The sequence below is a fragment of the Williamwhitmania taraxaci genome (genome assembly GCF_900096565.1).
GTDB classification, from domain to species: Bacteria; Bacteroidota; Bacteroidia; order Bacteroidales; family Williamwhitmaniaceae; genus Williamwhitmania; species Williamwhitmania taraxaci.
Window position 1 is genome coordinate 49,874 of record NZ_FMYP01000009.1, and the last position, 19,395, is coordinate 69,268.

At 40.5% G+C, this 19,395-nt stretch carries 17 protein-coding genes; 13 read left to right on the plus strand and 4 right to left on the minus strand.

What is annotated here, in order from left to right; all coding sequences use genetic code 11:
* The first annotated feature begins 21 nt into the window (after nt 1–21).
* From map to BLS65_RS03875, 10 genes are all read left to right on the plus strand, one after another.
* Entirely contained in the window at nt 22–801 is a 780-nt protein-coding gene (gene map, locus BLS65_RS03830; protein WP_092436037.1) for a type I methionyl aminopeptidase, read from the plus strand.
* Nucleotides 802–806: 5 nt separating this feature from the next.
* Complete coding sequence (gene infA, locus BLS65_RS03835) at nt 807–1,025, plus strand: translation initiation factor IF-1 (protein ID WP_092436039.1); 219 nt, start codon at nt 807–809, stop codon at nt 1,023–1,025.
* A gap of 12 nt (nt 1,026–1,037) precedes the next feature.
* Nucleotides 1,038–1,154, plus strand: coding sequence for a 50S ribosomal protein L36 (gene rpmJ, locus BLS65_RS03840; RefSeq protein WP_092436041.1), 117 nt, complete (start codon nt 1,038–1,040; stop codon nt 1,152–1,154).
* Between the two features lie 33 nt (nt 1,155–1,187).
* On the plus strand, nt 1,188–1,568 hold the full coding sequence (gene rpsM / locus BLS65_RS03845) for a 30S ribosomal protein S13 (RefSeq protein ID WP_092436043.1): 381 nt from the start codon (nt 1,188–1,190) through the stop codon (nt 1,566–1,568).
* 12 nt (nt 1,569–1,580) lie between these two features.
* Complete coding sequence (gene rpsK / locus BLS65_RS03850) at nt 1,581–1,970, plus strand: 30S ribosomal protein S11 (RefSeq protein ID WP_092436045.1); 390 nt, start codon at nt 1,581–1,583, stop codon at nt 1,968–1,970.
* 52 nt (nt 1,971–2,022) lie between these two features.
* Nucleotides 2,023–2,631, plus strand: a complete 609-nt coding sequence (rpsD, locus tag BLS65_RS03855; protein WP_092436047.1) for a 30S ribosomal protein S4 — start codon at nt 2,023–2,025, stop codon at nt 2,629–2,631.
* A gap of 17 nt (nt 2,632–2,648) precedes the next feature.
* A complete protein-coding gene (locus BLS65_RS03860; protein WP_092436049.1) occupies nt 2,649–3,641 on the plus strand; it encodes a DNA-directed RNA polymerase subunit alpha in 993 nt (330 codons plus the stop codon).
* 8 nt (nt 3,642–3,649) lie between these two features.
* Nucleotides 3,650–4,135, plus strand: a complete 486-nt coding sequence (gene rplQ, locus BLS65_RS03865) for a 50S ribosomal protein L17 (protein ID WP_092436051.1) — start codon at nt 3,650–3,652, stop codon at nt 4,133–4,135.
* A gap of 91 nt (nt 4,136–4,226) precedes the next feature.
* Nucleotides 4,227–5,519 carry a phosphopyruvate hydratase gene (eno, locus tag BLS65_RS03870; RefSeq protein ID WP_092436053.1) on the plus strand — a complete coding sequence of 431 codons (1,293 nt, stop codon included), beginning with the start codon at nt 4,227–4,229 and terminating at the stop codon, nt 5,517–5,519.
* Nucleotides 5,520–5,972: 453 nt separating this feature from the next.
* Nucleotides 5,973–9,272 (plus strand): ligand-binding sensor domain-containing protein, encoded by a 3,300-nt coding sequence (locus BLS65_RS03875; protein ID WP_092436055.1) that lies wholly within the window; start codon nt 5,973–5,975, stop codon nt 9,270–9,272.
* A gap of 78 nt (nt 9,273–9,350) precedes the next feature.
* Here the strand turns inward: BLS65_RS03875 and lnt are convergent, their stop codons facing one another.
* Complete coding sequence (lnt, locus tag BLS65_RS03880; protein WP_092436057.1) at nt 9,351–10,958, minus strand: apolipoprotein N-acyltransferase; 1,608 nt, start codon at nt 10,956–10,958, stop codon at nt 9,351–9,353.
* 318 nt (nt 10,959–11,276) lie between these two features.
* Between lnt and BLS65_RS03885 the strand changes: the two genes are divergently transcribed.
* Together BLS65_RS03885 and BLS65_RS03890 are read left to right on the plus strand one after the other, a co-directional pair.
* Nucleotides 11,277–11,918: a LysE family translocator gene (locus BLS65_RS03885; RefSeq protein ID WP_092436058.1), complete on the plus strand. Its 642-nt coding sequence runs from the start codon at nt 11,277–11,279 to the stop codon at nt 11,916–11,918.
* Between the two features lie 86 nt (nt 11,919–12,004).
* Nucleotides 12,005–13,729, plus strand: a complete 1,725-nt coding sequence (locus tag BLS65_RS03890; RefSeq protein WP_170829989.1) for an ATP-binding response regulator — start codon at nt 12,005–12,007, stop codon at nt 13,727–13,729.
* Nucleotides 13,730–13,975: 246 nt separating this feature from the next.
* Here the strand turns inward: BLS65_RS03890 and BLS65_RS03895 are convergent, their stop codons facing one another.
* The 3 genes from BLS65_RS03895 to BLS65_RS03905 all read right to left on the minus strand — a co-directional run bounded on the left by BLS65_RS03895 (nt 13,976) and on the right by BLS65_RS03905 (nt 18,163).
* The gene (locus BLS65_RS03895) at nt 13,976–15,988 is read right to left on the minus strand and encodes a protein-disulfide reductase DsbD family protein (RefSeq protein ID WP_170829990.1); all 2,013 of its coding nucleotides are present in this window, start codon (nt 15,986–15,988) and stop codon (nt 13,976–13,978) included.
* A gap of 79 nt (nt 15,989–16,067) precedes the next feature.
* A complete protein-coding gene (locus tag BLS65_RS03900; protein WP_092436100.1) occupies nt 16,068–17,618 on the minus strand; it encodes an Rne/Rng family ribonuclease in 1,551 nt (516 codons plus the stop codon).
* 257 nt (nt 17,619–17,875) lie between these two features.
* Entirely contained in the window at nt 17,876–18,163 is a 288-nt protein-coding gene (locus BLS65_RS03905) for an HU family DNA-binding protein (protein WP_092436065.1), read from the minus strand.
* Between the two features lie 101 nt (nt 18,164–18,264).
* Here BLS65_RS03905 and mutY point away from each other — a divergent pair, with 101 nt between their 5' ends.
* Nucleotides 18,265–19,377, plus strand: coding sequence for an A/G-specific adenine glycosylase (mutY, locus tag BLS65_RS03910; RefSeq protein ID WP_125869759.1), 1,113 nt, complete (start codon nt 18,265–18,267; stop codon nt 19,375–19,377).
* Nucleotides 19,378–19,395: the final 18 nt, after the last annotated feature.

The following is a 19,395-nucleotide window of genomic DNA, read 5'->3' on the forward strand; positions in this document are numbered from 1 at the left end:
AAGTATAAGGTTCTTTTTCTGATGATAAACTTAAAGAATGACGAAGAGATTGAACTCCTGAGGGAGAGCAACATGCTAGTGTCTTTGACACTAGCAGAAGTTGCCCGCCATATTAAACCAGGAGTTCCAACTCTATTGCTCGATAAGATTGCCGAAGAATTTATTCGCGACAACGAAGCAGTTCCAGGTTTTCTCGGCTATAACGGATTTCCAGCCACCCTTTGTATCTCAGTTAATGAGGTTGTGGTGCACGGATTCCCCAGTAGCAAAGAGTTAGCCGATGGAGATATTGTTTCTGTCGACTGCGGGGTAATCAAGAATGGTTTCTATGGAGACTCTGCTTTTACCTTCGAAGTTGGAAACGTTGCGGATAATATAAAAAAACTTTTAAAAGTTACCAGAGAATGTTTATCTTTGGGCCTCGAAAAAGTTGTATTAGGGAATAGAATTGGTGATATATCCCAAGCGGTACAAGAGAATGCGGAGAAAAACGGATACTCTGTAGTACGCGAAATGGTTGGTCACGGGCTTGGGCGCAATCTGCATGAAGCGCCAGAAGTACCAAACTACGGAAAGAAAGGGCAAGGGCCCGTTCTTCGAAATGGAATGGTAATTTGTATTGAGCCAATGATTAATCTGGGTAAGCGTCAGATCTTTCAAGAACGTGATGGGTGGACAATACGAACCCAAGATCGATTGCCAAGTGCTCATTTCGAGAAGGCAGTTGCAGTAAAGAATGGGGTAGCAGAAGTGCTGTCTACTTTTAAGTTCATTGATGAAGTTTTAGCAAAAAAGGAATAGAATGCATGGCTAAGCAAACTGCTATTGAGAAAGATGGAACAATCATTGAGGCGCTATCTAACGCAATGTTTCGGGTAGAGTTGGACAATGGACACGTTATAACTGCACACATCTCAGGGAAAATGAGGATGCACTACATCAAAATTCTCCCGGGTGATAAGGTTAAAGTGGAAATGTCCCCTTATGATTTAACCAAAGGCAGAATATCTTTTAGATACAAATAAAACGTTGCAAAAATGAAGGTGCGTGTTTCCATAAAGAAGCGTAGTGACGATTGTAAAATCGTTAGACGTAAAGGTCGCTTATATGTGATCAACAAGAAAAATCCGAAGTATAAGCAGCGCCAAGGATAAAATCGTTAATTTTGTAAAAACTTAAGGATCACTATGGCTAGAATTGTTGGTGTTGACTTGCCAAAGAACAAAAGAGGTGAAATTGGACTGACCTACGTTTTCGGGGTTGGACATAACACCGCTCGTAAGATCCTCTCTGATGCCGGCGTTGATTACGACACCAAGGTTAAGGACTGGAACGACGAACAGATTGCTGCGATTCGTAATACGATATCGGGCATGGGAATCAAGTTAGAAGGTGAACTTCGCTCCCAAGTTCAAATGAACATTAAACGTTTAATGGACATTGGATGTTACCGTGGTATTCGCCATCGTATTGGACTACCTCTTAGAGGTCAAAAAACCAAGACGAATGCTCGTACTCGTAAGGGAAAGAAGAAAACTGTTGCTAACAAAAAGAAGGCTACTAAATAAGAGCTAGTAATTATGGCAAAAAAAACAGGGACCGTTAAGAAAAAGGTCGTAAAAGTAGAGCCAGTAGGGCAAGCTCATATTCATTCTTCTTTTAACAACATTATCGTCACTCTTACGAATGCTGAAGGACAGGTTATTTCTTGGTCTTCTGCTGGTAAGATGGGATTTAGAGGTTCGAAGAAGAACACTCCCTATGCCGCTCAAACCGCTGCGCAGGATTGCGCTAAAGTGGCTTACGATAGTGGCTTACGCAAGGTTAAAGCGTATGTAAAGGGTCCTGGTTCAGGTCGTGAATCTGCTATCCGTACCATCCATTCCGCTGGAATAGAAGTTACTGAAATTGTAGACGTAACTCCACTGCCTCACAATGGATGCCGCCCACCAAGCAAACGGAGGGTTTAATGCTGAATATTGTGAGTTTAAGTGTTAATGTTATTTTAAATTTTTAGTTTACATGGCTAGATATACAGGACCTACTTCGAGGATTTCCCGGAAGTTTGGGGAGCCAATTTTTGGAGCTGATAAAGCTTACGAGCGTAAGAGTTATCCGCCCGGACAACATGGCCAAAGCAAAAAAAGAAAAAAGCTTTCCGAATACGGTGTGCAACTGCAGCAAAAGCAAAAGGTAAAATACACTTATGGTCTTTTGGAGCGTCAATTCTCCAATACCTTTAAAAAGGCAGAGCGTATGCGTGGTGTTACTGGTGAATGCTTACTCATGCTGCTTGAGGCTCGTTTGGATAATGTTGTTTATAGATTAGGTATTGCCCCTACACGCCGCGCTGCTCGTCAGCTTGTTGGCCACAGACACATCGTGGTTAATGGTGGTGTAGTTAACATTCCTTCCTATTCAATGCAACCTGGCGATATCATCAGTATTCGTGAAAAATCAAAGTCTCTTGAAGTAATTCAGGATTCAATTTCACGTGGACGTCAAGGGAAGTTCTCTTGGCTCGAGTGGGATCAAACTGACCTTACCGGCAAGTATTTGAACCACCCTGAAAGAACTGAAATCCCTGAGAATATCAAGGAACAGCTCATCGTTGAACTTTACTCCAAGTAATAATACCTGAAGTTGTTATGGCAATACTTGCATTCCAGAAACCTGATAAGGTAATAATGGTGGAATCCAGCGAAACCTATGGAAAATTCGAATTTCGTCCATTGGAACCTGGATACGGCATTACGGTGGGGAATGCCCTCCGGAGAATTCTTCTCTCTTCCTTGGAAGGTTATGCAATAACGTCGGTGAAGATCGCTGGTGTAGATCACGAGTTTTCTACTATTACCGGCGTGCTTGAAGACGTTACTGAGATAATACTCAACCTAAAACAGGTTCGTTTCAAGCGTACAGTTGAAGGTGTAGAGCACGAGAAAATAACCGCGAATATTTCGGGGGAAACCGAGTTCAAAGCCGGATTGCTCAACAACTTCCTTTCTTCATTTGAGATTCTTAATCCTGAGTTGGTTATTGCCCATATGGAACCGAATGTTAAGGTTCAAATGGAATTTACCATTCAAAAGGGTAGGGGATATGTTCCATCAGAGGAAAACAAACCTGTAGATGCAGAGTTTGGTGTTGTTCCGGTGGATGCAATTTTTACCCCTATACGGAATGTGAAGTTTGCAGTGGAAAACTATCGCGTAGAACAGAAAACGGACTACGAGAAGTTATTACTTGAGATCACCACTGACGGCTCTATTCACCCGAAAGAGGCTCTGAAGGAAGCTGCCAAGATTCTCATTTACCACTTCATGCTATTCTCCGACGAGAAGATCACTTTGGAACCAGACGAGAAATTCTCTGGCGAAGAGTTTGACGAAGAAGTTCTGCACATGCGGCAGATGCTTAAGACCAAACTTACCGATATGGATCTTTCTGTAAGAGCTCTTAACTGCTTGAAAGCAGCAGAGGTGGAAACACTTGGCGAATTGGTGAAGTTCAATAAGAATGATTTATTGAAATTCCGGAATTTTGGAAAAAAATCACTTACCGAATTGGATGAGCTCCTAGAAGGTCTTAACCTGAACTTCGGTATGGATGTTACGAAGTATAAACTTGACAAGGAATAAGTTGAGAGATGAGACACAATAAAAAGTTTAACCATTTAGGACGTCAAAGTGCTCACCGCAAAGCCCTTCTGGCAAACTTGGCTATATCGTTGATTTTGCACAAACGCATTACAACAACCGTAGCTAAGGCAAAAGCACTTCGTTCTTACGTTGAGCCTCTGATCAGCCGCTCAAAGGAGGATTCTACACACTCCAGGCGTATGGTCTTCAGCATGCTTAAAGATAAGTACGCTGTAACTGAATTATTTAGGGAGGTTGCTCAAAAAGTCGCTACTCGTCCAGGCGGATATACTAGAATTTTAAAAACTGGTAACCGTTTTGGTGATGCCGCAGAAATGTGCTTCATCGAGTTAGTTGACTATAACGAAAGCTACAACAAAGTTGCTCCAGCCAAAAAAGCTAAGACTACTCGTCGCGGCGCTGCTAAGAGCAAAGTTGAGGCACCTGCAGCTAAGGCTGTTGAGCCTGCTGCTGAAGAGACAAATCAAGAGTAATACGAAGATTGTTTCAACTGCATTGCTAGAGGGGAAGGGTTTGAAACCTTTCCCCTTTTTTTTTGTTTAAGATTTCAAACATATATATACTATGGGACAAATTCTTAATCTTCACGCACGTCAAATACTTGACTCGCGCGGAAATCCTACCGTCGAGGTAGAGGTTATTACCGAAGATGGCGCTTTTGGACGTGCTGCGGTTCCTTCGGGAGCTTCAACGGGCGTTCACGAAGCAGTTGAACTTCGTGACGGTGATAAAGGACGTTACCTTGGTCGAGGCGTTTTGAAAGCAGTTGATAATGTAAATACGACCCTTAATGAAGAGTTGCGCGGTATGGATATTACCGATCAAAAGGGTATCGATATGGCAATGATTGAACTGGATGGTACGGAGAACAAGGCAAACCTTGGTGCTAATGCCATTCTTGGTGTTTCGCTAGCTGTTGCTCATGCTGCCGCCCAAACTACTGGACAAGCACTATACCGTTATATTGGAGGTGTGAATGCCTGTACCCTTCCCATTCCAATGATGAATATCATTAATGGAGGCTCTCATGCCGATAATAGCATAGATTTTCAGGAATTTATGATTATGCCGGTAGGTGCCCAGAACTTTACCGAAGCCATTCGCATGGGAGCGGAAGTTTTCCACCACTTAAAGTCCGTTTTAAAGACTGCAGGTTACTCAACCAATGTTGGTGATGAAGGTGGGTTTGCACCTAACCTTAAATCCAACGAAGAAGCTGTTACTGTCATTCTTCAGGCTATAGAGAAGGCTGGTTACCGTCCTGGTGAGGATATTTGCATCGGGCTCGATCCAGCTTCTTCAGAATACTATCTAGCCGATGAAAATGTTTACCACCTGCACAAATCTACCGGAGATAAGCTTACCCCAGCACAAATGGTTAGCTATTGGGCCGAATGGGTTAAGAAATACCCTATTATTTCTATTGAAGATGGTATGGCCGAAGATGATTGGTCTGGTTGGAAGTTACTTACTGATGCCGTAGGTGCGAAGTGTCAGTTGGTGGGAGACGATCTTTTTGTTACCAATACAAAGCGTCTTCAAATGGGTATTGACAAAGGGGTAGCCAATTCCATCCTTATTAAAGTGAATCAAATTGGAACCCTTACGGAGACAATTGAGGCGGTTCGCATGGCAGACATCAACAATATGACCTCAATTATGAGTCACCGTTCTGGTGAAACTGAGGATGTTACGATTGCTCAACTCGCAGTTGCCCTGAATACGGGACTTATCAAAACCGGTTCTGCTTCTCGTTCCGATAGGATTGCTAAATACAATGAGCTACTTCGTATAGAGGAGATGCTTGGAGTAAATGCAAGATACTTAGGACGCGATTTTAAATATTTTAAGCGTTAATCTTATTGATAGGTTAAACGGCCGTTTCTTAACTGAAACGGCTTTTTTGTTTTTTATCCTGCTGGATTTGCGTCTTATTGTTTTTTGTGTCTCATAAAGCAACATCATTTTTGCCAGTTTTTTATCTACATTTACTTAATTCCGCTAGTCCGAAATGGAAAGAAGGAGGTCACACCTAAATTAATATTGTATTCCGTTTCTTCGGTTATTAATACTGGCGAGTTCGAAACCAGATTCATTTGGAATAATAGTATTCTGTCTTTTTGAATGTCATAGTAATTATGTATCTACAAAACATGTTGTTATAATACGTTGCTTTTTTTTTCAAATAATTCCGTTTCTACGACGCAATTAATCTCCATTTTTATTAAAATGGATTTTAGCATAAAAAAAATCCTACATTAATGAGATATATCAATTTGTATGAACTGTTAATAATGCTAAATTAGCATAATGCAAATTAAGAGATTCGTCATTGTTTTTGTTACTGTAGTATTGAGCTTTGCTCCTTATTGGGGAAATGCTCAATTTGTTGCGCCTATAAATAATGTTCAACGTTTTTCCATTGATAATGGGCTTTCGCAGTCTGCGGTTCAAAGTTTATACCTAGATAGCAAAGGCTTCTTATGGATAGGTACTCAGGATGGACTGAACCGCTATGATGGCTATTCCTTCAAGGTTTATCGGAATAGGCCCATGGACTCGACTTCTGTTTGTAATAATTATATATACTCAATTAGCGAGGATTCTAATGGCAATATGTGGTTCGGAACACAGGAAGGGGTTTGCCGGTATAATCGTAGTTCAGACAACTTTAGTAACTTCTATAGCATCCGAACTGGCAAAAATTCCCTTTCAAGTAAGTCTGTTTACTATGTGTATGTGGACAGGTTAGGTAAGGTGTGGATGAAAACTTTTGAAACTATAAATTGTTTTAACCCAGACAATAAAAGTGTTACGATTTACCACCACTACAATGATCCTTTTAATACTGCCATCAATAGTAATGATTTCTGTATCTATGAAGATAAAGTGGGTCGGCTTTGGGTCGGAACCAAGGATGGACTCAATATTCTGGATAAGAAACGGGGCATATTTAAGCGCTATTCTTCCAACTCCAATCCATCCTCGCTAAGCAATGATCGTGTAAAGCATATATTTGAGGATTCAAAGGGTCGCTTATGGGTGAGTACCCAGGATGGAATTAATCTTTTCGATCCGAAGAGTGATTCTTTTATGCGTTTTTTTCCTGGCGACAAATTGCATCCCGGATGGAATGTAGCCAATCTATTATTTGAATGTAAGCGTGGTGATATGTGGCTTGCATCCGACGAAGGGGTCGCTGCATTTGATCCCAATACTGGTCGAATCATTAGTTACGATAAGATATTTTCGGTTAAGCAGTTGTCTTATACGAATACTGTTACATCCATTGTTGAGGATGCCAATAGTAATTTGTGGATTGGAACATTTCAGGGTTTAATTAAATTGGATTATCGTGAGCCTAAGTTTACTACTATTTCTACAAACGCTTCTGGTGTCGACCTTTTTGGAAATAATTTGATTGCTTCTCTTTATTCCGAGGATGGCATTATTAACGTAGGAACGTGGGGAAGTGGACTTTATCGCTACAACAGGAAGAGCCATGCAATCAAACATTTTTCTACTAAATCGGGACAGATAGTCAATGACTATATCCATAGCATTTGTAAAACCTCATGGGGCGATATGCTCTATGGAACTCGCGATGGTGTAATGGTTTTCGATGAAAATCGCCAGCTTTTGGTAGATTTTTTTCAGTATTACCAGATATCTCCGCAATCAATATTTAAGGGCAATCGGGTAAATGCGATACAGGAAGATTCCATGGGGAATCTCTGGTTTGCAACAACCTATGGTTTATACCGATTTAATGGTCAGCGTCTTGATCGTATTGATCGAGACGCAAATGACTCTTTGTTGTTGACTAATAGCGACATCAGGGCCCTTGCAATGGGGAGGAGTGGAACCATCTGGATAGGAACAGCTAGTGGATTGAATTCATTTAATTCAACTAATGGAACGGTTAAGCAAATAAAGCGGAAAGAGCCCTATGTGGGCGATGGATTACTTAACAATGAGATTCTGTCGTTGCTAGTGGATAGCCGTGGCTCTCTTTGGGTTGGCACAATCGGTGGTCTTAGTCATTTAGATCCGATTTCCGGTAAATTTAGCCAATATACAGAAAAGGAAGGACTGCCGAATGATTTGATTTATGCCATCGAAGAGGATGGTTGGGGAATGATTTGGGTTAGTACCAACAGGGGAATTGCGAAGATTGATCCGGAGGCGCTCCGCATATTGAAATTTGACATTCACGATGGATTACAGTCTTACGAATATAATGTTGGCGCGAGTTTTAAAAGTAAATCGGGCGAGTTATTCTTTGGTGGTATTAATGGACTTAATGCGTTTTTCCCGGATTCCATAAAGATCAATGATATTCCTCCGGCTATGGAGTTCTCTTCATTCAAGTTATATACGCACAAAGGTGTTAGTGAACTTCCTGTCATAAATGGGGGCGTTAACTTAGTCCCAAAGGATTGCAATTTCTTTACGGTGGAATTTTCTTCTCTCGACTTTTCAACGCCTTCAAAAAATCTCTATCGCTACATTCTCGAAGGCTTCGATAACCAGTGGGTAGAACTGGGTCCGAAGAATATTGTTTCCTTTACTAATCTACGTCCAGGAACATACACCTTACGGGTTCAAGGTACTAATGCCGATGGAGTTTGGAATCTGATGGGGATAAGTATAGAAATTGTTATAAAAACAAATTTTTGGAATACTCAATTTGCTCGTGGGCTATTTATTGTTGTTTTCATTCTTGGCGTTTTATTCTTTCTGTGGTTTCGTACACGAGGACTAAGGGAGTCGAGACGTCTTTTACATGAGCGGGAATCTGCTATTGCTGAGGTTCATAAGCAAAAGGAGGAATTGGTGGTAAAGAATAAAAGCATCACCGATAGCATTACCTACGCAAAGCGGATTCAAGAAGCCCTTTTGCCCTCAATGAATCTTTTTAAGAAAATTATTCCGGAGTCATTTATTTTGTATATGCCAAAGGATATCGTGAGTGGTGATTTCTACTGGATAAATGAAACGAAGGATAAAATTTTTGTGGCGGTGGTGGATTGTACCGGACATGGAGTTCCTGGTGCTTTTATGTCGATAATTGGCTTCGAATTGTTGCGTAGTATTACAACCATTCAGAAGGTGGACGACGCCGCAGAGATTCTGAATAGGCTCAACAAGGGTGTTAATGAAACCTTTCGTACTACAGATGATGATGTTGCAGTGAAGGATGGAATGGATGTTGCCTTTTGCGTGATCGATAAAAAGGCCAAGAAAGTTCAGTTCTCTGGAGCGTTTAATAATATGTATATTGTTCGGGAGGATAAAATCATTGAGGTGAAGGGTGATCGGTATGCGGTTGGATTGATTGCTGAAGGCGAGCATACATTTTCTAGCGAAATGATTGATTTAGAGACGGGTGATATGCTCTACCTGTTCACGGATGGATTTGTAGATCAATTCGGTGGTCCCGAAGGCAAGAAATACAAGTTTAGACGGTTCCGACATCTTTTGCTAAATATCCACAGTGAACCGCTTGATGTTCAGAGGCGGTTACTTGAGGAGAATATGATGGATTGGCGGAAAGGCCATGAGCAGGTTGATGATATTTTGATCATTGGTATCAATCCTTTGGTGTAATCAATTGCATATAGTTCGCAACGAACCTATCTCTATTATGGATAGATCCGTTATTCAATCAAACAAATTTGAGTTAGACTATTGTCCTTTTCTTTTGAGGAATTTAACCAGTAGTATTGGCAGCATCAGGAGCGTGAGGAGTGTCGCGATTCGACCAATATAGTCACCCCAAACAGCGTAAAAGGTGATCTTGTTGTTGGTAACAACTTCACCCTTAATGTAACCACGCTGCCACCATCCCAGCCTTTTTACTACTTCACCTTTAAGATTAATGATTGCTGAGATTCCTGTATTAGCTGATCGTGCAATGTATCTTCGTGTTTCAATAGCCCTAAGCGATGAGTATGAGAGGTGTTGCCGGTAACCTGGTGTGTCGCCCCACCAGCCATCGTTTGTGATTATAGCTCCTACGTTTGCACCATTCCTCACCCATCCTGAATAGTACTCTCCATACACTGATTCGTAGCATATGGCTGGTGCAACTCGGATACTATCGTTGCTCGATTGGAATACTGTTCGCTCTTCTTGCGTTCCTAAACTGCCTATTGTTCCACCCAAATTGACAGCGAGTTCTTCTATGAATGGGAGATACTCTAGGTAAGGCATCTTTTCAACACCCACCACCAGCAGGGATTTGTGGTACACTCGAAAGCCGCTTGTATTTATTTGGAGTGCGGCGTTGTATCTATCATAAAATTGGTTAGCATCGGAATATTTCCGAGCAGTTGGTGTAGGCTTATACGGTGTATCGTAGGTTTTCATGGAAGTCATTCCCACAATCATACTGGCGTTTGGATGCTGCTCCATAAATTGTTTTACCATAGCTATCGATGGGGCGAGTTCTAGTGACTCCTCCATTATTCTCCCCTGAAGTGCTGTCTCGGGCCCAAGAATTAGTTTTGTGCTCGAATCGACGGCTTCAGCAGCAAGGTTTAGAAGAATTGCTGTTTGTTCTTCGGACGACAAACCATCGAATTTTTCGTGGTAAGGGTCAATGTTGGGTTGTAGTAAGACAACGTTTACCTTTTTACCAGTTTCCACAACGTTGTAATAGATTATTGTGGAGGTGATAATTGGAAGGAGCACAATACATAGCGTCACTATAGTCATCTTGTAGGCATGTCGCTTTCCTCTATCAATAATGGATATGATTGTCGAGAATAAGACAACATTTACTAGTAATGCCCAAAGAGATCCTCCAAAAATGCCAGTATACTCATACCACTGAATGAAAAATGTGTCTTTTGCAAAACCATTTCCAAGTGTAAGCCATGGAAAACTTATTTCGGCGTTAGTGTAGAAGTATTCGAAGGCAATCCAAAAGAATATAAGGCTAATGTAACCGGGTGTTTGACCAAGCCTTTTTTTTGTTATATGAAAAAGTGCAAAAACGAGGCTGCCAAAAGTGGCATGAATGATAATTGCAGCAATCAAACCGGCAGTTGCTGCATTTTTTATCCACCATGTGTCAATTCCAGCCCATATTGCCATTGCCAATGCTGCGTACATTATGACTGTCCGTGTTCTTGCATTCTTCTCGGAGAGTAGGTGCTCTGCGTATAGTATTGGAGTAAAAGCAAATAGGAGAATTAGGCCTGAAAAACTTTCATACCATGGCAGGGCTAAAAGTAGGCCGCTTGCAATGCTTAATAGAAGCGGAAGTCTTTTTGATTCTAATATTTTCATAATCTCTCTTTTCTGGTATTCGAATTTAGCGCAAATTTTAACTTAAATTTTGAAACAATGACTGTTTTCCAGGGAATGTTTTCGTAATAATTGGCGTAATTTGTCATCGGTATTATCTGCCTCAATTAAAAGGTAGTATTTCTGTTATTTGTCGAACGCGGTGTGGCTAATGATCATTGTTTCGTAATTGCAAGTAGGACTTATGCGGTCTGTCTAGATGTGCAATATCCACGGGGTTAGATGAAAAACATTTGTTAACTTTGGTCCTTTGTTCTTGATTGTATATTTGATAGTAGTTATAACGGAATTTGGTTTATAATGGGTTTAGTATTATTGATTAAAGGAATAATTGTTGGTTTATTAGCATCTATTCCGCTTGGGCCAATTGGTGTTATTTGCATTCAAAGAACAATAAACAAAGGGAGATTGTCTGGGTTCATGTCGGGTATTGGTGCTGCTACAGCGGATACCATTTTTGCTACTATTGCAGGCTTTAGCCTAACCTTTATTATTAATTTTATAGAGGAGAAGCAGTTTTTCTTTCAAGTTGCTGGTGGATTTATTGTTATGGCTTTGGGTATTAGTATATTCTACACCAATCCAATTCGTCAGTTAAAAAGACATCGAAAAAACAAAGGTAGCCTCATCGAGGATTATCTATCGGTTCTTTTTTTGACAATAACCAATCCCTTGGCAGTATTCCTTTTTATTGGCCTTTTTGCAACACTGCGTATTGTATCGCCTGGGGGTAATGTTCTTTACGCTGGGATTTTACTTAGTGGAGTCTTTATTGGTGCCGCTGCTTGGTGGTTGGTATTGAGTACCGTAGTAAATCGTTTTAGAGCAAGGTTTCGCTTGAAACAACTTTGGTATATAAATAAGATTTCAGGAGGGGTAATATTTATTTTGGGATTAATTGCTGCTTTTGAGACGCTTTTGCCTTTTTTTGCTAACTTGTAGATGTATTTTATTTGTCCTAATTTCGACGAAATAGCTTTAAATGTATGCCTAATCCAAATGTTATTTTCAAAATATTTCAATTTAATATGGCTGAAAGCCTACCCGATGATTTGAAACGCAAGGTTGCTGCGTTGAATCTATTTGGGCTTGTTTCTGTAACTCTTTTTACTGTATATGCCATAATTGGACTGTTAACAGAAGCTGATGTTATAGTAATTGCTTCTCTTGCAGCATTGCTTTTGACACTTCTCTCCATTTTATTTCTCAATCGAAGAGGCAAAGTAACCCTCTCTGCCTATACTTTGATTTTAAGCTATATGGTTGTTGGTTTGGGTATGGCTTATACTGGTGTTTCTGACCAGTTTTCCCTCCTAAATAGTTACTTTTTACCTTTGTTTGCAGTGTTTATGCTTTCAAGTAACCGTGCCCTGTTGGTATCCTCACTCTATTTGGGGTTGGTTTCTGCATTACTTTTTTTCCCACTTTTCGATAGGGTAATAGCCTTTAGTTTATCCTTTAAAATTACATTTTTCGTCTCCTATATCTTAGTTTTCCTTACAAGTTGGTTTGTTGAGTATTTTTGGATTTCAGTTCAATCGGATCTAGAGAAGCAAGTGCTTGTTGAACGGAATGCGACAAAGCGCAAGGATGAGTTTATTGCGAGCCTCTCACATCAGATAAGAACTCCTCTTAATAACATAATGGTTATTGCCAACTTGGTAGACAGTTTGGCCGAGGATGAGAAGATGAAGGACTTAATTGATACTATTCATGCTTCGACCAACAATTTGGTGAATGTCGTAAATAGTATGGTAGAGGTTGCAAACGTTGATGTGACTGAACGTGACAGTTTTATTATCAACTTTAATCTAAGCCAAACAGTTGCGAATACCATTAAGCTCTTCGCCCACCAGTATTCCAGCAATATTCAGTTTAATCTCAAAATCGATGAAATTATTCCTTCTTCATTAGGTGGCGAGCCAGTGAAAATTAAGCAAATATTTCTCAACCTGATTGAATCACTCATAAAAGCCAAGAGCAATAATAAGATTCTCATTGATATAGTGGTAAAGAAGTTAAGTGAATCTCCTGAAAGGGTTGAGTTACTTTTCGAATTGCGAAGCAATAGCCCAATTTTCATTCCCACTGGAGATGGTCGTAATCAGTTGATTACAAACGACATGGTTGGTAATGCAATTGGTAGTCAAGTGCTCGTAGATGTGCTCGACTTAAGGATTACGCAACGATTAATAGAATCGAATGGGGGACGTTTATCTATTAACCTCCATTCTGAAACTTCTGTATTCTCTTTTCCCTATTCGTTCTACAAGGTTGTCGATATAAATGCTTTAACACGGGAAGAGTTGGATGGGCAAAGTATGCAAAACAATTTATCAACTTCTCCGAATAGCTTAATGAGGAAGGTGGATTTAGCTGATGCAAATGTTTTACTCGTTGAAGACAACTTGATTAACCAGAAAATTGTAATTCTGAGTTTAAAGAAACTTGTTAAAAACATTGAGATTGCGAATAATGGCAAGGAGGCTTTAGATAAGTTTGGAACTAGCCGTTTCGATATTATCTTAATGGATATACAGATGCCCATTATGAACGGCATTGTTACAACGCGTAAGATTCGTGAGATTGAATCATCAACGAATACACACACACCGATTATTGCCATTACTGCAAACGCACTGCAGGGCGATAGAGAAGAGTGTATTAGTGCAGGGATGGATGAATACTTGAGTAAGCCATTCCAGATTGAGGTGCTGATACAGAAGATGAAAAAATTACTGCAGGGCAGCTAATAGCCTTACAAAAGATCCGACTTTTAGGTCGGATTTTTTTATTTCCCTTATCACACTTGTGTCGATAATATGTTAATGACAGTATAAGAGCTCTAGTTGTGGCTGGTTTTATTGCAATGGCCACTGTTGCTCACATCTCTTGTATTGCTGTTTTGCGGAATATGTATTGGTTCTATTTGTGGATAGTGGCTATAAAAAAAGCCTCGAACAACTTGTCCGAGGCTTTTCTGTGTCTAAATGAGTCAATTATTGCCTTTTAGCAAACTCTGACTTTGCTTTTTCAAGCATCTCAATAAAACTGTCAATGTTTTCATTGAAAGGGTAAGGCTCAACTAGTGGTTTTTCGTTGTGGTCAATAACCATGTAGTATGGAAGTCCATTTATGCGAAATTTTCCAACCTGGATGTCTTTATTTTTTTCGCCAAGGGTTGTTTTTTTCTTTCCGTCAAATGTTGATGTGAACCATTCTGTTTCAGGGATTTCAGTCTTGTCGTTTGTGTAGAGTTCAACGATAACGAAATCCTCCGTTAGAATTTTAAGAATTCGTGGGTCAGAAATTACGTTGGCATCCATTAATTTACAGTTGGCACAGAAGTGTCCTGCAAAATCAATGAAAAGAGGCTTGTTCTGTTTCTTTGCGCAGGCAAGTGCTTGGTCGTAGTCAAAGTAGCCCGCAAGATTGTTAGCGATGTGCAACTTGTCGGCATACATTGGTGCGTCGCAAAGAGTTGCTGGAATAGCGCTTGGTGAAGTTTGGCTTGCCAATACAGACCTGTTTTCGCTCTCAGTTGGTAAGAAACCCGAAATCATTTTAAGCGGAGCGCCGGTAAGGCCCGGTATCATATAGGCTACAAACGCAAAAGAGAAAATAGCCATGAGCAATCTACCATATCCAACATGCTTTAGGTCGCTATCAAACTTAAACTTGATTTTTCCTAAAAGGTATAGCCCAAGTAAAGAGAAAATGGCAATCCAAAGGCTAATGAAAACTTCCCTACTTAGGAATGTCAATCCGAAGCTGTCGTTTAATACTAATATGAATTTGAGTGAGAAGGCTAATAGGATAAAACCCATAACCACCTTTACCGAGTTGAGCCAACCGCCTGATTTTGGTAGGTTTTTCATAAGTGAAGGGAATGCTGCCAGTAGCACAAAAGGGAGGGCGAATGCCGCTGAAAAACTAAACATCCCAACTACAGGGCGAATGGCTACTCCACCCGCTGATTCAATGAGAAGTGCACCAACAAATGGCCCAACGCACGATAAGCTAACAATTACAGTTGTTAGGCCTAGGAAGAATGCACCAATAAGACCACCTTTTTCTGCTTTGCTATCAGTTTTTGAGGCCATCCAGCTTGGTAGTACGATTTCAAACACACCAAATAGGGAGGCTGCAAATGCTATAAATAGCGCACCAAATATAAGGTTAGTGCTCCAATGCGATATGATCTTATCGGTAAAGTCGGCACCAACACCTGGGAGGGATACTACAACGCCAAGCATGGTGTATACAAATATTATTGAGAGACCGAAAACTAATGCTTGTGTAATTGCACCAAAGCGCGTTGATTTGTTGCTCATGAAGAACGAAACGGTCATAGGAATCATTGGGAAAACGCAGGGAGTTAGCAGTGCTCCAAGGCCTGCAAGAATCGCAATAATAATAAAGGCCCCCATGGATTTTTGCTCTTTTTCTGGAGCGGCAACTTCAGCCAACTTGGCGTTTGATTGTTCTTCAATGGGGGCGATAACTGTTGTATTGGTTGTGTCAGTTGATGTTGCAACTGCAACAATACCTGCTTTAGGTTCAGGGATTGCAATTGCGAAGTCGGCTTCATTAAACGCGCAAGTGCCCTCTTTGCAGGTTTGATATTCTATTATACCCTTAACAGTTTTAGCTCCAAGGGGCTGTATCTTTTGTGTAAACTCAACCTTTCCGCCGAAATACCTAACTTTTATCTTGAAAACGTCGTCGAACTCCTCAATGGGAGCAGGCTTAAAACTCATTTTTCCCACAAGTTTGTAGCCTTTGTCTTCCGTATAGTTGAATGCGGTAGATTGAGGACCACCTTCGGGCAGATCGATGCTATACATGTGCCATGCTTTATCGATTACTGCTTTAAAATGCAGTAAGACTTCACCGTTATCTATAGCTTCGGCGGAGAATGTCCACTTTACCGTTTTTTCTTCCTGTGCGTATGTGCCTTGATTTATAAGGCATGCGCCAAGAAACGTAAGTATAAATGCAATTCTATTCATATCTGAATGATTGATTTTGTTCGGACGTAAATGTAATAAAAAACCGAGCTTTAGGGGCTCGGTTTTCAAATTATTACAGTTAGTAGGTAAGTTCATCTCCGTGGCGATCGAAGATATGGTATTCCATAAATGTGTAGGCCATTGTTGGCTTTACCCTCAGTATGCAATGGTATTTAAATGACCATTGCAACTTTTTGGAAAACATACCTTTGTTTAAATACCCAGCCACAAACGGGTGAACTTTTAATGTAAGGATCGTCTGCTTCTTTTCTCTCGATAGGTATGCAATTTGAGTTTCTAACTCATTGTCGAACAAAATGCTTGGGCCAATTTCGCCGGTTCCGTTGCAGGTTGGGCATTTTTCATTGGTGTGAATGTGCATTTCTGGACGAACACGTTGCCGTGTTATTTGCATTAATCCAAATTTCGAGAGAGGAAGAATGTTGTGCTTTGCCCGGTCTTTAGTCATGTCTTCGCGCATTCTATCGAAGAGCATTTGCTTATTATCCGGGTTATGCATGTCGATAAAATCGACAACGATAATCCCCCCCATATCCCTTAGCCTCAGCTGTCGGGCAATCTCATCGGCGGCGGCAAGGTTTACATCCAGAGCGTTTGATTCTTGGTCGCTGGAGGCCTTGCTTCTATTTCCGCTATTAACGTCAATTACGTGTAATGCTTCGGTGTGCTCAATAATTAGATAGGCTCCGCTCTTGAATGAGACGGTTTTCCCAAATAGTGCCTTTATTTGTTTTTCGATGCCAAATTGCTCGAAAATAGGCACTCCTCCCGTATATAACTTTACAATCTTCTCCTTTTCAGGTGCAATGGTGGCGATATAGCTGCGGATGTCGTGGAAGATAGCTTCATCGTTAATCCAGATGTTGCTAAATGACACCGTGAGCAAATCGCGCAATATTGCGGATGTTCGGTCTATCTCGCTTACTAAAAGCGACGGGATGGTTATTGATCGAAACTTTTCAAAGGCGCTTTCCCATTTCTTGATCAGCCCTTGGAGTTCTGCGTCGAGTACTGCAACTTTTTTTCCTTCAGCTGCTGTACGCATTATTACTCCAAAGCCTTCAGGTATAATGCTCTGCATTAACCTTTTTAATCTCTTTTTTTCCTCGTTGGAGGAAATTTTTTGCGAAATGGAAATCTTGTTTGAGAACGGAATGAGGACCATGTTTCTTCCGGCAATCGAAATCTCGGAGCCGAGTCTCGGGCCTTTGGTTGAAATAGGTTCCTTGGCAATTTGTACCATAACCACCTGTCCAGAAGTAAGGACATCGGTTATCTTTCCGTTTTTGTCTAAATCTTGTTCAGCCTTGAAAGAGGCAATACCTACTGGTTTTCCCTTTCTCGAAACGTGCACGTTTACATACTTGCACAACGTTTTAAACTGAGGGCCAAGATCTAAGTAATGTAAGAAAGCGTCTTTCTCGTAACCAACATCAACAAAAGCTGCATTCAACCCGGGCATAATCTTTTTAACTTTGCCGAGATAAATGTCACCAACTGAGAATTGCAAGTTGCTTTTTTCCTTGTTGAGTTCCAGCAACTGTTTCTCTTCCAGGAGTGCTATGGCAATTTCGGAGGGAGTTACGTTAAGAATAAGGTCGTTACTCACAGCCATTTGCTTTTGTTGGAAGTTTAATTGTTTAATTGGTTTGGCTACAAACAGATTAAACCCAAAGAATCGAGGACTCTTTAGGTTTAATCCAGATTAGCAATTGTGTCTCAAAGGAAAAAATACTAACGATTTTTCTTTTTGTGACGATTTTTCCTTAAGCGTTTTTTCCGCTTGTGTGTCGCAATTTTATGTCTTTTCCTTTTCTTTCCGCAAGGCATGACGTAAGAATTTTGAGGTTAATAAATAATTATGAACTACTTCTTTACATGACTTTTCACCTTCGAGACAAAGCTCTTAGCAGGTTTAAAGGAAGGAATGAAGTGTTCTGGGATAATGATTGTGGTGTTCTTTGAAATGTTTCTTGCTGTCTTTTGGGCTCTTTTCTTTACGATAAAGCTACCAAAACCACGTAGATAAACATTCTTTTCTTTCACAAGAGAATCCTTGATTGACTCCATGAAAGCTTCAACAGTCTTTTGAACTGTAATCTTCTCGATGCCGGTGTTCTTCGAGATTTCGTTTACAACATCTGCCTTTGTCATCTTTAAAAGCCTTTAATTATCAATGTTTTAAAATATTCCTTCGATTAGGACTGCAAATATATAGCATTTAATCTTATTTAAGAAATTCAAAACCATTATTTTTGATTTTCGTACTGATGTTTTTTTGTTTGATGAAGTTTTCTAATGCTCTGATTGAATGGTATCACCCAAATAAAAGGGATTTACCATGGCGTGACACCAAAAATCCATACTTTATTTGGATATCCGAAATTATTTTACAGCAGACTCGTGTCCAGCAAGGGTTGGGGTATTACATGCGCTTCATCGAGGCCTTTCCTACCATAGAAAGTCTTGCCAATGCGCCACTCGAAAAAGTGTTAAAGTGTTGGCAAGGACTTGGTTACTATACTCGAGCACGAAACATCCACCTTACGGCTAAGTTCGTTGTGGACGAATATAATGGAGTTCTTCCGAATACTTATGCTGGTTTACTTAAACTGCGAGGGATTGGGGATTATACTGCTGCGGCAATTGCCTCTTTTGCATTTGACGAACCTGTGGCGGCTATCGATGGCAACGTATACCGTATATATGCACGAGTATTTGGGATTTATGCGCCTATCGATAAGGGAGTTGGGAAGAAAATAGTAAGAGAGATTGCCACTGCCGAGTTTGATCTTAAACAGCCAGCTACTTTTAATCAGGCAATTATGGATTTAGGGGGACAGGTATGCCTGCCGAAAAATCCGCTTTGTGAATCTTGCCCAATCAAAGCAATATGCTATGCGTTTAAATGTGGTGAAGTAGCGAGCTTGCCTGTAAAAGCATTAAAAACCAAGGTCAGGGATCGATACTTTTATTATATACTGATACGTTACGGCATTTTCACCTACATTAGTCAGCGTAAAGACAAGGACATATGGCATAGTCTTTTCGAATTTCCCTTGATTGAGAGTTATCACGCGCTTCAGCCAGAGGAGGTTATGCTAACTAGTGATTGGGTTGATATTTGTGGTAATGGACGGGTTGAGGTTACCTATATTTCGGATGAGCAAAAGCATTTATTAAGTCATCAGCATCTTTTTTCTCGTTTCTTTATAGTTGAGGTCGAAAAACCATCCTATTTACTGCTGCGTGATTACACCAAGGTTCTCATTAATGACATGGAAGAGTTCTCTACACCCCGCTTGATAGAGCGTTTCTTAGCAGCAGAGCCTGCCGCTAAATATTTTATTAAAGGGGTTGATTTTTAGATTTATGTGTTGTATTTT